13 protein-coding genes and 1 pseudogene are annotated in these 16,187 nt (G+C 48.0%); 5 read left to right on the top strand and 9 right to left on the bottom strand.

The genetic code is table 11. The features are described from left to right. Position 1: 1 nt before the first annotated feature. The gene (locus AC4G47_RS06405) at positions 2 to 1,183 is read right to left on the bottom strand and encodes a galactokinase (protein ID WP_491105323.1); all 1,182 of its coding nucleotides are present in this window, start codon (positions 1,181 to 1,183) and stop codon (positions 2 to 4) included. A gap of 153 nt (positions 1,184 to 1,336) precedes the next feature. On the opposite strand from AC4G47_RS06405, the gene AC4G47_RS06400 reads away from it, so the two are divergent. Further along, on the top strand, positions 1,337 to 2,311 hold the full coding sequence (locus tag AC4G47_RS06400; protein WP_491105321.1) for an AraC family transcriptional regulator: 975 nt from the start codon (positions 1,337 to 1,339) through the stop codon (positions 2,309 to 2,311). Positions 2,312 to 2,378: 67 nt separating this feature from the next. On the opposite strand, the gene mgrA is transcribed toward AC4G47_RS06400, so the two are convergent. From mgrA to AC4G47_RS06370, 6 genes are all read right to left on the bottom strand, one after another. Further along, positions 2,379 to 3,386: an L-glyceraldehyde 3-phosphate reductase gene (gene mgrA, locus AC4G47_RS06395; RefSeq protein WP_458123769.1), complete on the bottom strand. Its 1,008-nt coding sequence runs from the start codon at positions 3,384 to 3,386 to the stop codon at positions 2,379 to 2,381. A 78-nt stretch (positions 3,387 to 3,464) separates the two neighbouring features. Continuing rightward, a complete protein-coding gene (locus tag AC4G47_RS06390) occupies positions 3,465 to 4,205 on the bottom strand; it encodes an NAD-dependent protein deacylase (protein ID WP_491105319.1) in 741 nt (246 codons plus the stop codon). Positions 4,206 to 4,440: 235 nt separating this feature from the next. After that, positions 4,441 to 5,208: an HAD family hydrolase gene (locus AC4G47_RS06385; protein ID WP_491105317.1), complete on the bottom strand. Its 768-nt coding sequence runs from the start codon at positions 5,206 to 5,208 to the stop codon at positions 4,441 to 4,443. A 64-nt stretch (positions 5,209 to 5,272) separates the two neighbouring features. Further along, the gene (locus AC4G47_RS06380) at positions 5,273 to 6,037 is read right to left on the bottom strand and encodes an alpha/beta fold hydrolase (RefSeq protein ID WP_491105316.1); all 765 of its coding nucleotides are present in this window, start codon (positions 6,035 to 6,037) and stop codon (positions 5,273 to 5,275) included. A 90-nt stretch (positions 6,038 to 6,127) separates the two neighbouring features. After that, positions 6,128 to 6,793 (bottom strand): bifunctional 2-keto-4-hydroxyglutarate aldolase/2-keto-3-deoxy-6-phosphogluconate aldolase, encoded by a 666-nt coding sequence (locus AC4G47_RS06375; protein WP_105407210.1) that lies wholly within the window; start codon positions 6,791 to 6,793, stop codon positions 6,128 to 6,130. An 88-nt stretch (positions 6,794 to 6,881) separates the two neighbouring features. Continuing rightward, entirely contained in the window at positions 6,882 to 7,847 is a 966-nt protein-coding gene (locus tag AC4G47_RS06370; RefSeq protein ID WP_491105314.1) for a sugar kinase, read from the bottom strand. Positions 7,848 to 8,070: 223 nt separating this feature from the next. Here AC4G47_RS06370 and AC4G47_RS06365 point away from each other — a divergent pair, with 223 nt between their 5' ends. From AC4G47_RS06365 to ilvD, 3 genes and pseudogenes are all read left to right on the top strand, one after another. Beyond that, positions 8,071 to 9,111 carry an acyltransferase family protein gene (locus AC4G47_RS06365; RefSeq protein ID WP_491105313.1) on the top strand — a complete coding sequence of 347 codons (1,041 nt, stop codon included), beginning with the start codon at positions 8,071 to 8,073 and terminating at the stop codon, positions 9,109 to 9,111. 124 nt (positions 9,112 to 9,235) lie between these two features. Further along, a pseudogene (locus AC4G47_RS06360) lies at positions 9,236 to 9,478 on the top strand (KGG domain-containing protein); the annotation flags it as partial. 317 nt (positions 9,479 to 9,795) lie between these two features. Then, the gene (gene ilvD / locus AC4G47_RS06355) at positions 9,796 to 11,481 is read left to right on the top strand and encodes a dihydroxy-acid dehydratase (protein WP_036616973.1); all 1,686 of its coding nucleotides are present in this window, start codon (positions 9,796 to 9,798) and stop codon (positions 11,479 to 11,481) included. 93 nt (positions 11,482 to 11,574) lie between these two features. Here the strand turns inward: ilvD and AC4G47_RS06350 are convergent, their stop codons facing one another. After that, complete coding sequence (locus tag AC4G47_RS06350) at positions 11,575 to 12,978, bottom strand: polysaccharide deacetylase family protein (protein WP_491105311.1); 1,404 nt, start codon at positions 12,976 to 12,978, stop codon at positions 11,575 to 11,577. Positions 12,979 to 13,152: 174 nt separating this feature from the next. Here AC4G47_RS06350 and AC4G47_RS06345 point away from each other — a divergent pair, with 174 nt between their 5' ends. Next, complete coding sequence (locus tag AC4G47_RS06345) at positions 13,153 to 14,349, top strand: AI-2E family transporter (RefSeq protein ID WP_491105310.1); 1,197 nt, start codon at positions 13,153 to 13,155, stop codon at positions 14,347 to 14,349. Here AC4G47_RS06345 and AC4G47_RS06340 read toward each other — a convergent pair. Further along, the gene (locus tag AC4G47_RS06340; protein WP_491105309.1) at positions 14,328 to 16,025 is read right to left on the bottom strand and encodes a peptidoglycan D,D-transpeptidase FtsI family protein; all 1,698 of its coding nucleotides are present in this window, start codon (positions 16,023 to 16,025) and stop codon (positions 14,328 to 14,330) included. The genes AC4G47_RS06345 and AC4G47_RS06340 overlap by 22 nt on opposite strands. Positions 16,026 to 16,187: the final 162 nt, after the last annotated feature.

The raw sequence follows: 16,187 nt of genomic DNA, 5'->3' as shown, positions 1-16,187 counted from the left end.
TTTACTTCGCCTCCTTCAATTCTTTAACACCGTCGCCTACACCGCATACATAAAAATCACCTTTGAGACCGGTACGCGCTTCATACGCCGCGCCCACTTCGCTCACAAAACGCTCAACATCGTCTTCATGCACAAGGGATACGGTACAACCGCCAAATCCTGCGCCAGTCATCCGAGCACCGAGCGTGCCTGGAATCCGCTGAGCTTCCTCAACCATAACATCCAGCTCATCACAGCTTACTTCGTACAAGTCGCGAAGCGATTCATGTGAAGCATTCATCAGCTTGCCGAAGGATTCCAGATCATTGATCCGCAATGCCTCCACTGATGCGAGAACACGTGCGTTCTCTTCCACGACATGTTGTGCACGCTGTCTTACTTTCTCATCTTTGATCTGATCCTGTAGTGTTACGAACTGCTCTGGCTTCAATTGAGCCAGGTAATTCAGTGCAGGCAGCTGTTCCTTCAAGATGGCAAGTGCCTGCTCGCATTGGGAGCGACGTTCATTGTAAGCTGAATCCACCAGACCGCGACGTTTGTTCGTGTTCCCGATGACTAATTTGTAGGAGCCTGTACGGAAAGGAACCTTTTCATACTCCAGTGTGTCACACATCAGCAGGATCGCGTGATCCTGAGCACCGTTTGCGACAGCGAACTGATCCATGATTCCACAGTTGACGCCGACGAACTCATTCTCTGCCTTTTGGGACAGAAGCGCCAGTTGAACCGTATCAATATCCGATACACCCTCCAGAGACTGAATCGCGAATCCGGTAAGTACCTCCAGAGATGCAGACGATGAAAGTCCTGCCCCGTTTGGAATCTCCCCATGGTACAGGAAGTCGTACCCTTTTGTTACATTCACGCCTTTGCCTTGCAGTTCAACTATGACGCCAACTGGATAGTCGATCCATTCTCCGGTTTTCTCCTTACCTATTGTGGAGGTATCCAGTGCCCCTTCATAGGACATGTTCGTGGAAGCCAGTTGCAATTGATTGTCCTGACGCTCACGAATAATCAATGTTGTCCCGAATTCCAGTGCTGCCGGAAGCACGTATCCACCGTTATAGTCAATGTGCTCACCGATCAGATTCACACGCCCCGGGGCATGAAACACACGGATGTCCGCTCCACTCTCTCCGTATTTCTCAATAAACTTTTGTTTCAATTCAGTTACGTTCACTGCTGGTGCACCTCGCCTCGTTGTTGTGGTTTTCTTAATGTTATTATATAAGAAAGCGGTGCCTCTTGTAATGCAACCATGTGTGTTTCATATGGATAAATGTGACCTTAAGGCGTATAATGATCGGAGCATCCCAGAAAGAAGGAAACGACCATGGCAGATCTCTCAAACTCCAAGAAAGACTCCCTTGCATCTTCTATAGAGAAAATTCAGGAACCACCTTCCGGTAAAAGCGGAGCACTCAGTTATTCGGTTGCCTCCAATCCCGTCTATTATGAACAAGGACCACTGCATGTCCTGTTTGCCGGGGCAAGCCAGACACTTCCGGGTCATGCCCTCGGACCCAAACTGTATGATTATTATCTACTGCATTATGTAGAAAAAGGGGCGGGTACGTTCCGTACCGAACTGCATACCTACGAGTTATCCGCAGGGGATTGTTTCCTCATTCATCCCGGGCAACTGGTAAGTTATCAGTCTCATGCCCGCAACCCATGGCAATACCGCTGGATTGCCTTCACAGGCAGCCAGGCTGCCCAACATACCGAAGAAGCCGGATTCCGCCCGGAAAAGTCCGTTTTTCATGCCGGGCCATCCTGCGGAATATCCGATTGGCTATCCGTGATGCAGGATGCTTTTGCCGAGCGCAAAGAGAGCTCCCATTTCACATCACTGGGTACGTTATATATGATTCTAGCTGAAGCACAGAATCACCTTTCGCAGGGCCAAACCTTAATTCCAGGTGAATCCTCCATCCGGCGTACGGTGAAACAGATGATTCAATATATGTCCACCCAGTATGCCTATCCTGTCTCCATTGAACAAATGTCTGCGAGTCTTGGATACAACCGTGCATATCTATCCCGTATTTTCAAACAGGAAACCGGGCTTTCGCCAGTTACTTATCTGCTAAAACTGCGGATCGACAAGTCGCGTCAACTGCTCCGTGAACGCCCGGATCTGTCCATTGAACAGGTTTCTGCATCGGTTGGACTACCTGACGCACTGTATTTCTCCAAACAGTTCAAACGATTTCATGGTGAAGCGCCCAGCTTGTATCGAGAGAAAATACTGTCCCGTCCGTCACACCAGGGGTTACAGAAGAACACTCTACAAAATAAACGGTGAACTACATATTACAACGAAAAAAGGTGCATTCCGCCATTATGGCTAAGATGCACCTTTTACACTTTATTTATTTGTCATCAGGCTCCGGAGACAGAATGGATTCAATACGTTCCAATTCCTCTGTAGAGAATTCCAACTGGCTAAGTGCAGCCACATTCTCTTCAATCTGGGAAGGACGGCTTGCCCCAATCAGCGCAGAAGTTACCCTGCCATTGCGCAGAACCCAGGAGAGTGCAAATTGGGCCAAACTCTGACCGCGGGCCGCAGCAATCTGGTTCAGCGCACGCACTTTGCGGAGCGTCTCTGGAGAGATGTTGTTCTCATTCAGGAATACCGACGGCCCTTTGGCGCGTGAATCTTCCGGGATGCCATTCAAATATTTGTTCGTGAGCACACCCTGTGCCAATGGACAGAACGCAATACTGCCTGTTCCATACTCATCCAGCACGTCCTGCAAACCGTCTTCGATCCAGCGCTCCAACAGCGAGTATTTCGGTTGATGGATTAGCAGCGGTGTTCCCAGACTTTTCAGTATTTCGGCAGCCTGTCTCGTCTGCTCTGCGGGATAGTTAGAGATCCCTACATAGAGCGCTTTGCCCGAACGAACAATATGATCCAGTGCCATCATTGTTTCTTCCAAAGGCGTTTCAGGATCATAACGATGAGAATAGAAAATATCCACATAATCCAAGCCCATACGTTTCAAGCTCTGATTCAGACTGGATACCAGATTTTTGCGTGAGCCCCACTCGCCATACGGCCCGGGCCACATATAGTATCCCGCTTTAGTGGAGATCACCAGTTCATCACGATAAGGTTTCAGATCCTGGGCCAGTACTTGTCCAAATAGCTGCTCTGCCGAACCTGCCGGTGGACCATAATTGTTGGCAAGGTCAAAATGGGTAATGCCCAGATCAAATGAACGGGTAATCATATTACGGCCATTCTCAGCGTTATTAATACCGCCAAAATTATGCCACAGCCCCAGTGAAATCGCTGGCAGCTTCAAACCTGAACGTCCAACGCGGTTATATTTCATCGTTTCATAGCGAGTATCGCTTGCTACGTAGACCATTATGAATCCCTTCTTTCCCCAGGTTCCGCCTCTTGTGTCCGGCCTGTGCCGGAGAAGGCGGTTATTCAGTCCATACGTTCAACCAAGAAGCTGGTCCACATTATTCATTACCTCACCAATCGGCTCTGTAATCAGCAAATCCGCCCTGCGGTCGTAAGCGGTAGGTGTAGCGTTCAGCAGAACAGTGTGTTTTCCCTGAAAATACGTAATTAACTGGGCGGCTGGATATACCGTCAGTGACGTGCCTCCCACGAGTAACAGATCTGCAGAAGACAGTGCATCAATGGAGCGATACAATGTCGTCTGATCCAGCTCCTCTTCGTACAGCACCACATCCGGCTTGATCACACCACCACATGCGGTACAGCGAGGTACGGTATCTTGGGATTGCATAATATCATTCAGCGTATAAAACTGTTTGCAATCCATGCAGCCATTACGATGAACCGAGCCGTGAAGCTCAAAAACATTGCTGTTGCCTGCCTTTTGGTGCAGTCCATCGATATTTTGCGTGATGACCGCATGAAGTTTTCCCTCCTGCTCCAAACGAGCTAACAGTCGATGGCACCCATTAGGTTCCGCACCCGGATGAAGCATTTTGCCTCGATAAAAATCATAAAAAATATCGGCATGTTGATCAAAAAAATGTCGGCTTAACAATTCTTCCGGTGGATAAGGCGAATGCTGTTCCGTCTGATACAGACCCGCAGCCGAGCGGAAGTCGGGAATCCCGCTTTCCGTTGAAGTCCCGGCCCCTCCGAAAAAAACAATACGGGAGCTTTCCTGAATCCAGGCAGCCAGTTGTTCTGTTGCGTTCATCCTCTCTCCTCCTTTTGTCTACTATATAAATTGAACTAAAGAATATTTACACTGGCCACTCCGATGACAGAACAACCTTCCGATCGCTGTTATCCACAGATTTTTTTTGATTCCTTTCTAAAGGGAAAAATCCGAGGATAAAGGCGAACACTCCGTTTCTTCAGGTTATTTCTGCCCTCTCCGTTTTGTGTAAATGTTGAGTTCAATTTATATCGTTCAACCAAGCCAGGGTGACTTATAAAATCACGCTTATCTCATTATAATGACGAATAATGGCATGGGCATCAACCAGATGAGATCCTTGATCTGACTGTGGACAGTAACCGAGCGTATAGGATACGCCTGCGTGCCGCCCCATCTGCATATCCCCATTGCTGTCTCCAATAACAACGGCCTCCGCAGGGTCGATCTGTAATTCACGGCAAGCCAAAAGTGCTGCTTCTCCATCCGGTTTGCCCTGAGTCACCCGATCACAGCCCACAATGGATGTGAAAAAGGAACGAATCCCCATCCAGTCCAGATGTGTTTCTGCTGCCGCTGTACTGTCAGAAGTGACGACTGCCAATGATATGTCTGCTGCCTTGCAGCTCTGCAAGAAAGCTAGCAATCCTGGCATCGGTTCAGCTAGTTTCCTCTGCCTAACCTCTAGCATGGCTACACTTGAAAATTGGCGTATCGTTGTGATCGCTTCATTCCATGGCATGCCTGCCGCATATAGCTGCCCGGCAAGCAATCCCGTGCACTCATCAACAGTCGCAATGGCCAGAGGGCCTTGCGGATCATAGCCGACAATATGACCTGCTGAATTATGGATGGTCCCCAGAACATGCTCCAGTTCAACCGTAAATGAAGCTCCAAGCTCATTCATACGAGCTTGTAACTGATTCAGCAATGTCTCTGCCCACGGCCCCCATAGCTGGAGGAATTCCAGCAGTGTACCATCTTTATCGAACAGGATAGCTTTACAGGGGATCTGCGCTCCATGTACTTTAAGCATGGTCATCCGTATCACCTCCATCAAGTTATGCTATAAATGCGCACAGCCCTTAATGCAGAATAATCAAAATCTACTTGATGGCACTTAACCAATCCAGAACCGTCTTGACGGTCTGATTCAGCTGTTCTTCTCCACTCACTTCCGGCTCGCCATCCCCTTTTTGATGACCATAATCACCAAACTGGGCGTGGTTTCCGCCTTCAATGGTGTAATACACCGTGTCTTCTGGAAGATACATACGTCCATTCTGGTACTTCGTGACATTCACGACCTCATCTTTAGTTCCCAGAATGGATAAAGCAGGGATTCCCAGTGACTTTACACTTCCTTTTTCATCCGGGTAGGATGCCAGAAAGAAGATGCCCTGAAGTGCATCAGGATGTGCGGATGCATAACGTGCAGCCATCGACCCGCCGAGAGAGTGTCCCCCCATAACGAATTGTTCGTCTGGATATGCGGCCAGAATCTCATCTGCCAAGTTTTGCTTAATCACTGCCAGGTTGACTGGCATTTTGGCAATAATGGTGTGATGACCCGCAGCGGCCAACTCATGCGCAAGTGGTGCATAACTTTCCGGTTTTACCAGTCCACCAGGGTAGAAAAGTATACTTTTCCCAGTCGGTTTGTCTGGCACAAAATCAATCCAGTTCTCTTGTTCGCTCACCGTCACCTGATTGGCTGTTTCCATGGCCGTTTGAGCTGTTTTCTGTGGACCGTATGGTGTGAATAATTTCCACGCAACAAATCCACAACCAATGACAATGAGCGCCAGAAGTACGAGCAGGAATTTCCCGATGCCCCTCTTCTTGCGCCCTGTATTATACCGATTTCTCAACGTTAATCACCTTTCTTCACTTCCGCAGGTGCCGCGGCTCACAGAAGCGGGAGCCTTCGCTCATCAGGCTCCCTTCTCCATATTGAAGTGCTATTCAGCCTTGGCCTTGCGGTAAGCATCCATATATTGTTCCGCTCTGCGACGGACATGACTCAGGTCACCCGTCTTCACAGCTTCCGATGTCAAGTCAGAGCCGATCCCTACAGCGACCGCCCCACCCTTGATCCAATCCCCCAGATTAGACAAGGATACCCCGCCAGTTGGCATAAAATTTGCCTGTGGCATAGGACCCTTCATCGTTTTGATAATCGAAGGATCATACAGGTTGCCTGGGAACAACTTCACAATGTCCACACCAAGCTCCAATGCGCGTTGAACGTCAGCAATCGTCATCACACCAGGCAGAATCGGAATTCGATACAGGTTGCAGATCTGAACCGTATCCGGGTTCAGGGAAGGTCCGACTACAAACTCGGCACCCGACATGATCGCTGCTCTCGCCGTCTGCGGTTCAAGCACTGTTCCCGCACCAATAATCGCAAATTTCTCTGGGTCTTGTGTGTTCCAATGGTATACGCGGCTTAATTTTTCAATAGCTTTGAGTGCGCTGGGTACCGTCATCGTAATCTCGATAACTTTAATGCCACCCGCAATCGCTTGCTCGGCCATGGCAATGACTTGATCAGCAGAATCTGCACGCAGAACTGCAACAACCCCATTATCTGTAATTTTTTGCAACAGCTGAAGCTTCTTCATTTCAATCTCTCCCTTATCAATGTGATGGTTGTGTATACAAGCCTTACATTTCAGAACGAAGATGAGACATATATGATTTCAGCAGCGACTAGCGCTCAACATGGGCAACGTTATTCAGCTTGGCCTCGACCTGCTCCCACGTCGGGAGCGCCTCCCAATCACCAACAGCCTGTATAACCATGGAACCGGTCAAATTGCCGAGACGAGTTGCTTCCTGCGGGGAGTACCCTTTTAGTAAACCAGATAAAAATCCCGCGCAGAATCCATCTCCTGCCCCTACCGTATCCAGAACATGATCCGCCTTAAAGTACGGAACTTCCGTTAGGGTACCATTCGCCAATACGTAGGTCAAATCAGGGCCACCCTTCACGATGCACACGGCCTTCATGGCAGATAGACGCTCAAGCACTTTTTGATCATTTTCTTCGTTATATAGAAGTTTCATCTCGTCCAGACCCGGTAAAAAGTAGTCTGCCAGTTCAGCCAGACGCAGTATAACTGGACGGGCCTCATCCGCTGACCATAGTTTGAGACGCAGATTTGGATCAAAACTTACTTTCACACCTGCCTGTCTGGCAATATGTATGGCGGCTTCCACCGTAGCAAGTCCGGACGCGCTTATCGCTGCGGTAATACCTGTAACGTGCAATATCTTAGCCCCGGCAATATAATCGGGATCCAGGTCATCTGGTGTGATCGCACTTGCAGCGGATAGCTTCCTATAATAATGCACCGAGGCTTTCCCGGAAGCGTTCTCACGAATCATCAAACCAGTGGGCTCGTGTTCACTTAACCGGACTCGGGATACATCTACGCCTTCACCACGAATGGCCTTTAGAATCATGTTGCCGATCGGATCATTACCCAAACGTCCAAACCAACCACTGGTATGTCCAAGGCGGGATACGCCAATAGCCAGATTGCTCTCAGCACCCCCGAACGACTTGTCCAGTGTGGCTGCATATTCCAGCCCTCTTGTATCCTTGGCAGTCAGCAAACCCATACTTTCCCCAAATGTAATAATATCCGGGCTTGGATAGGGAATCGTTGACATGAGTTCTTCCCTCCTTATATTTACATTTCCTCATCTTCTTTTACTATTGTCATCCTCTATGCAACCGTTGTCAATCCCGTTGCGTTCATTTTGTTGTCACAGCTTTATGAAAAGATAACGCTTACTAATGTGAATTAAATCACAATAGAGAATGTACATCCATATTACCCTTATTACAGATGCAAATGACCTTTGCAATAAGGGTCTATAAGGGGGATACACCATGAAAAATCAGACACTGATCCGGGATGATCAGGAATCTTTCTTTTACAATCTGCGATTTATGCTTATCGTCTGTGTACTTGCAGGTAATGCACTTGAACCACTCATCACACGCTTTGCAGGAGCGGAAGCTCTGTTCCTGTGGATATATACGTTTCACATGCCACTCTTTGTATGGGTAACCGGATATTTTGCGACACACTCGCTCCAAGGCGCGCCTGGGCGAAACGTTCTGAAGCAGATTGCCTTACAATATGTACTGTTTCAGTCCTTGTACGCATTAATGGACTTTACCGTGTTCCATACACCCCATATGCGGCTATCCTTCTTTGCACCTTACTTGCTGTTATGGTTTCTCGCGAGTCATTTCTGTTGGAGACTTTTACTCCGTCTTACGATTTCATGGAAACCGATGTATCGGTTGATTGGATCGATTGCACTCGGTGTAATTGCCGGCTATTTGCCCGTCGACGGGTTCTGGCTCAGCTTTAGTCGTACGTTTGTATTTCTACCATTCTTTATCATCGGTTATGACTATGGAGCATCCATCCGTTCTCGTTTGCTACCCGGTTGGGGGCGAAGAACTGCAGCTATCCTCTCCGCCGCCTTGTTGGTATGGATTGGGTATGGCGGTTTCAATATTTCATCAGGATGGTTACTTGGCAGTATGACGTACGCCGAACTGGGTCATCACGAATGGTATGCCGGCATCTTCCGACTTGGTGTCTACCTGCTGGAGATCGCATCGGCAGCGCTATTCTTGGCCTGGGTACCGTCCTTAACTTCCAGACTAACGGACCTTGGACGACGCACACTCTATGTATTCCTGCTGCATGGGTTTCTCGTTCGCCTCGCGATCTGGTCTGGAGTCTACAGTTATATGGGAAGCTCGGCGTATATTCCAGTCATACTTCTCATCGCCGTACTATTTGCAGTCACACTGGCTCTGCCAGTTGTACGTCACGCGTTCAAACCCTTAATTGAACCGGATATATCCCGCTTTTCTTTCAATCGGCATGAGGTGTTTAAACGGTCGGTCTAACGCGCTGACGGATCTCTTCTCCTTCGGTACCATTCTGGTGATGTTGTTTCAGGCTGGAAATGATGTGGTAAATGAGGGATACGCGCTACAAAAAACAACTTATCGTTGTAAGGAGTGATTTGTAATGGCACGTCAACCGACGTCAGAACGCAAGATGAGTCGTGAAGAAGCCGGCAGATTAGGTGGTAAGGCCACTTCCAAAAACCATGATCGAAGCTTCTATCAGATGATTGGAAAAAAAGGCGGAGAAGCGACTTCAGATGCCCATGATACTGACTTTTACAAGCAGATTGGACGCAAGGGCGGAGAAGCAACCTCAGAAACACATAATAAGGAATTCTATCGTGAAATTGGACGCAAAGGCGGAAGTAACTAACAGAACCTCTCTCGCCACATAAAAACGTAATCATAGCTTTCCCGCAAATCAAGAAGTCTAATTCCATGAAAATGGTTTGAGGCTTCTTTCTATTGATTGTAGAAATATGACGACGGTTGTGATAGACTCAATAGAAAAACCGGGTGTTCACGGGTTTAAAGCAGCAAAGAATTTCACAAACTACGGTGAGCTCGACACCGGCAAGCCGGTCCTTTTTTAGAGTACGGATGAAATTAAACGACAGATGCACTGCCTTTTACTTTTCCATTCATGTTGCTCAATATTATATATTTGGGGGGAAACACACCATGTCAGCCAAGAAGATGCGTTCCGATATGATCAAAAAAGGTTTTGACCGTGCACCGCACCGGAGTTTGCTCCGCGCAGCGGGCGTTAAAGAAGAGGATTTCGGCAAGCCATTTATTGCCGTATGTAACTCTTACATCGATATCGTGCCCGGCCACGTTCACCTGCAGGAATTCGGTAAAATTGTAAAGGATGCTATTCGTGAAGCCGGTGGCGTTCCATTCGAATTCAACACCATCGGTGTAGATGACGGAATTGCCATGGGACACATTGGTATGCGTTACTCGTTGCCAAGCCGTGATATTATCGCTGATTCCGTGGAAACCGTTGTATCTGCACACTGGTTCGACGGCATGGTATGTATCCCGAACTGTGACAAAATCACACCAGGCATGATGATGGGTGCGCTTCGCGTAAACATCCCTACCCTGTTTGTAAGTGGTGGACCAATGAAAGCGGGTCGTGACAGTAATGGTAAAGCTCTCTCCCTGACTTCCGTATTTGAAGGTGTGGGTGCTTACCAAGCAGGCAAAATCGATGATAAGAGCTTGCTTGAACTGGAACAGTTCGGCTGTCCAACATGTGGCTCATGTTCTGGTATGTTTACCGCAAACTCCATGAACTGTCTGGCTGAGGCAATGGGACTGGCTATGCCAGGTAACGGAACCATCCTTGCCGTTGCTCCTGAACGTCGTGAGTTTGTTAAACAATCCGCTACCCAATTGATGGAACTCATCAAAATGGACTTGAAACCACGTGATATCGTTACTGTAGAAGCGATCGATAACGCGTTTGCACTGGATATGGCGATGGGCGGATCTACCAATACGGTACTGCACACGCTGGCACTGGCTCATGAAGCAGGCATCGAGTATCCAATCGAGCGTATCAATGAAGTAGCCAACCGCGTTCCGCATCTGGCGAAACTTGCCCCTGCTTCCGATCTTCACATTGAAGACGTTCATAATGCAGGCGGCGTAAGCGCAGTGCTGAACGAATTGCTCAAGAAACCAGGCGCAATTCATGGTGACTGCATTACAGTAACAGGTAAAACGATCCGTGAGAACGTTGAAGGCAAAGAAATTCAGGATACGAACGTTATCCACCATCTGGACAACCCGCATTCCGAAAAAGGCGGCTTGGCTGTATTGTTTGGTAACCTTGCACCACAAGGCGCTATCATCAAAGTTGGTGCAGTTGATGCTTCGGTTGGCGGATACCACAAAGGTCCTGCCATCTGCTTTGACTCCCAAGAGCAAGCGCTTGAAGGCATTGCTAATGGCAAAGTAAAAGAAGGACATGTTGTCGTTATCCGTTATGAAGGACCAAAAGGCGGACCAGGTATGCCTGAGATGCTGGCTCCAACTTCCCAGATCGTAGGTATGGGATTGGGTGCCAAAGTGGGTCTGATCACCGATGGACGCTTCTCTGGCGCATCCCGCGGAATCAGTATCGGACATATCTCTCCAGAAGCAGCTGAAGGTGGTCCAATCGCCTTTGTTGAAGAAGGGGACATCATCGAGCTGGATCTGAACAACCGTATCATCGAATTGCACATCAGTGACGAAGAGTTTGAACGTCGTCGCGCAGGTTGGAAAGGCTTTGAACCGAAAGTGAAAACCGGTTACCTGGCTCGTTATTCCAAACTGGTTACAAATGCAAGCAACGGTGGGGTACTGAGTATCTAATTCAAGCTATCCTTTACTTGAGGTAAAGGACAGACTAATAAATAAAGGGTTGCTCCTCTGCCAGATTTGGCGAAGGGCAACCCTTTTCTTTTATTAGTTCTGCTCTGGAAGTACTTCTTTTTCGATCACAAGTGCACCTTCTATGGACTCTTCTGCCGTTGCTGCCACCATCGTCATATGCTGACCATAACGTTCTAACAGCATCTCCACCGGCATGGCAATCATCTTGGGTACCAATTGTTCTGTGCGCTGTTTCAAACGTTTGGTTCCTGCCGGATGGATCACACTTAACAGCAGCTTCAGATACACTTTGGATGCAGTACTGAACGGTCCAGGGGGTAGATCTTGTATGGTAAAGCCAAATTTTTCTGACCCTCTGTTAATCATACTCACACCGTATATGGCCTTGGCAGAACGTAAATCAGGTTCGAAAGCAACCATGCGCGCCAGATCCGGCAATTGCTCTTCCATGGTACGGATCATGCGAATAGCCAAGTGCATATTGGAGCGTGATGTCACTCCAAGTTCGAATAATTTCCGATTATCAAAATGTAGTTCAATTACCTGATCTCCGTTTTGAATGACATGGCCGTCATTCATCTCCACTCGCGCTCCGTGATATACACGAGATCGGAAGTGCAGCATCGGATCTTCTGGCGAAGCCGTCCGTAGATGGAATACCCAGTGGAACAACTTCTCCCAACCCAGCCACAAGGCAACAACGATTCGCTTCCATAGCTTCAACGGTGTCTGTGGTTTATTCTTGTTCTGAGCTTCGTTCACTGTAACACCTCCCATCAACGTATCGACGCGTACACTTTGCAGACCTAACCGTTGGGCTTCCTGCAAGACGACTTCCAGCGCCTGAAGCATCTGCTCCGGCGCATGTGCATCAGCACCTAGGGTTGTTCCTCGATCATGCAGCAGCATGACCTCGCCGCCTCTTAGTTCCTTCAGCATCCGTTCAGTCAATCTTTGGGCACCCACTCGGCTTCTCCAGTCCTCAAACATGGAAGACCACAGTACAATCTTTCGTTCTTTCTTACTGAAAAAATCAAACAGGTTCATAATCCCCCAAGGTGGACGATAATAACAAGTCTTCACTCCGGTTACTTCATGGATAATCTGACCTGTTCGCTGAATCTGGTTACGAACAGTACGCGGCCGCATGAGCCAGTTCGTTTTGTGAATATAATTATGAATGCCAATAAGATGACCTTCCTCATGTATCCGCTGAATGAGTTCCGGATGACTCGCCGCATGTTCTCCAACGACGAAGAATGTTGCTTTCGCTCGATGCTGACGGAGCAGATCAAGTAGTCGCGGCGTATAGTACGGATCAGGCCCATCGTCAAAGGTTAAGGCAAACTGTGTATCACTTCTCCCCCGTCTGAACACACGAAAACCGAAAAGCCTGCTAATCAAACTCGGAATAAAGGCGTAAAAAAATGAAAGATACAATAACCACAGTAGAATACTATGAAGTATCGTTGTCATGTTGCAAGCTCCCCACTTTTCATGCTGAATTACGGTGCACAATGACACTATCTAAAATAAACCGCCTTTAATTTTATCATAATTCAGACTTTTCTTGAATCCTGTTTTCCCAAAAAGTTAGCTATCGTGTACAATAAATACATTCTAATGATTGCCTGCAAAGGAGCCATGTCCATGCTGCCGCTTTACAAAAAATACGGGCGCACCGTCTTCGATATCGCGTTACTCGTATTAACCGTGTATGTGATAATGTACAGTTTCAGTCAATTATATCAATTGGCTGCGCCAGTTTTTCTCTCATTCATCGTATATTGGATGATCGAACCACTGGCCAAATTTATACATCGCAAAGGATTACCCAAGACGCTTGGAGCGGCCATCTCCGTCTTTTTGTTTCTTGCACTGATTGTCGCTGCATTTTTTGGGGTAGGCTTGATTATCATTTCACAAATTTCCAATCTTCAAGATAATTTCCCCGTGTACATTGAAATGATACAGCGTGAATTCACCAATCTGGTGCTGTTCATTCAAGACAAGTCAGATGCTCTCCCTGATGGGATTATGGAAAAAGCGAACGAATATTTTGCAACGCTAACCGGCTTCCTGTCCAAATGGGTAACTAGCGGAGCACAGTTCGTCGTCGGCTTCCTCAGTTCATTCTCTTCGTTTATTACGAACTTCGGAATTGCGATAATTCTGGCATTCTTTCTAAGTATCGAGATCGAATCCTGGCGCAAGTTTGCGCGTGCAAAAACGCCAAAAACATTGAAGTTAGCTATTGAGTTCATGCGTAATCACGTGTTCAAGACGATCCGCTCGTATCTGAAGGCACAGATGATCATGATGCTCATTACGTTCATATTGATTTATGCAGGTTTGTTGATTTTGGGAACTTCTAACGCATTTACAATTGCAGCCATCTGCGCAGTCTTCGATCTGGTACCGTTGCTTGGCGTTCCTGTTGTATTCATTCCATGGATCGTCTACTTGTTCATTGTAGGCAATAGCAGCCTGGCCATCGGCCTGATCGTCATTCTCGTAGTGACGATGCTGACACGACAATTGTTGGAACCGAAAATATCGGGGAACTCGATCGGTGTATCTTCGGCATATTTGATGCTTTCGTTTATGCTGATTTCCCTTTCGATCTTCGGCCTCGCCGGTGTTGTGTTATCCCCGGTGCTCCTGATTCTTCTGAAAGAACTGTTACAACAAGGATACCTGCAAAAGTGGATTCACTTGCCAAAAGATGAATTTGAGTCTTCTCCATTGGTCATGGACTCACCAGTTAACACAGCCTCAGCACATTCTGCCGAGTCGACGGTACAACCTCCTGTTCCTGGGAAGGATCACGAAGACTCAGCCAAATAGTCCATGACCTTCTTGAAGATAGCCGTCGCCTGATGATGACTATCAGGCGATACGTTTTGGACAAGCACAGCCACTGCATACTTGGGGTGTTCTATCGGTCCGTAGCCAATGAACCATTGGTGATTGCGTTTCTTCCCAATTTTCTGTACCTGAGCTGTACCTGATTTCCCTGCAACATGCCATCGTGCACGCTGCAGGGATTTTCCTGTGCCCTCACGGACTACCTTATCCATCCAGGACAGCAGTGTATGTGCCGTTGCGGGAGCAATCTGTCCTGCTGCTGAAGGCGAATCATGCAAAGGCATCTCCAGCATGGTGCCACCATCGGCATACCGGATTCGCTCAACAAGACGCGGAGCACTAACCTTCCCATCATGCAACAATGTCACGATCAGATTCGCGGCTTGTAAAGGTGTGACCAAGACATCTCGCTGACCGATTGCTGTCTGTATTTTGGCGCCTTCATCCGTAGTTGAAACTGCTTCTGTTCTGACTCGCCCGTGATCTTCATGATCAAAGTGTCGCAGCACCGTCATTCCTGCCATCTGCTCACCCTCCCAGCCAATCGGACGCGCGAGTCCCAGACGATCTGCCGTCTGCTCCAGTTGCTCCATACTAAGCCTGCGTGCCGTTTCTGCAAATACGATGTTGCAAGACTCGGCGAATCCGTGCTCCAGATTCAAGTCCCCATGCCCATGCTCCTTCCAGCAGGACAGTCCATACTTACCATATTCGCCACCACAATGGAACTCTTCTCCGTTAGAAACCGCATGATACTCCAAAGCGGCAGCGGCAGTGACAATTTTGAAAATGGATCCTGGTACGGCTCCCTGTACTGCACGATTCCCCCAGTCTGATTGTTTGGGGTCCACATGTTGCGGCTGATAGAAAGGGCGGGATATCATGGCACGAACATCTGCGTTAGCGACATCCAGCACAACAACAGCCCCTTCTTGTAATCCAGACTCTTCTGTCAGCTGCTCCAACCCTTGCTGTAACTTGCCATCCACAGTAGTTTCCACACGTAAAGGATAATGGCTGTTGGCTGGTGCGATGACGCGCGGCTGAATCTCGGGTATAATCTCTCCCCCGCCCGAGACCATACGTGACACAAGTGTAGGGCCAATTCCTCGCAACAAGGGTTCAAGTGTTCTCTCCAGGCCAGCTGCCCCTGATTTCATGGCAAAAGGCTGTCTTACCTCATCCTGATGTCCAGGTTGTCCTTTGAAAGATTCAGGCTGTTCTGCCACATAACCCAGCCACTGCATTCCCGTGTGCCCATGAAGGTACCTTGTCATCATCGGATATATACCCGCGCCTTGCAGATGCAGACCACGTAAGCGCTGCACCTGAGCCTCGGACAAATGAACAGGCTGATGTGAACCTGCTGTCCAGAAATGAGGTATATTCTCCTGATTCCATTCCTTCTTCAATTGATCCAGATCCGTATGTAATATAGCGGCCAACTGTCTCATCTCGGAGCCTTCTAATGCCCCATACTTGCGTAATTTCTCTAATGGACCTGCTTGTGGAAAAAGAATCAATCCCCATTGCAGCTTCCCGGTCAATGCCTCGCCGTTGTAATCCGTAAATTGTCCCCGCCCTGGATCAAGCATCACACCGCGCTCACGCTGCAATACAGACATTTCACGTACTGTTCGGTGAAATCCAGGCATGGTCTGATTCACCTGAACGATCTGAACCCATCCCAATCGTAATATAAGCAACCCAAAGATAAGGGTTAGAATAATACAAGCTATATAAATACGCCGTTTTGCCAGGAGATGCATCCAAATCTCACCTTTTTTCGTTTTGACATATTATTGCTGATTAGGCTT

This window comes from Paenibacillus sp. Negev47, from assembly GCF_058313655.1.
Note: the sequence above shows the minus strand (reverse complement) of the source record. Positions and strands in the feature narration are given on the sequence as shown.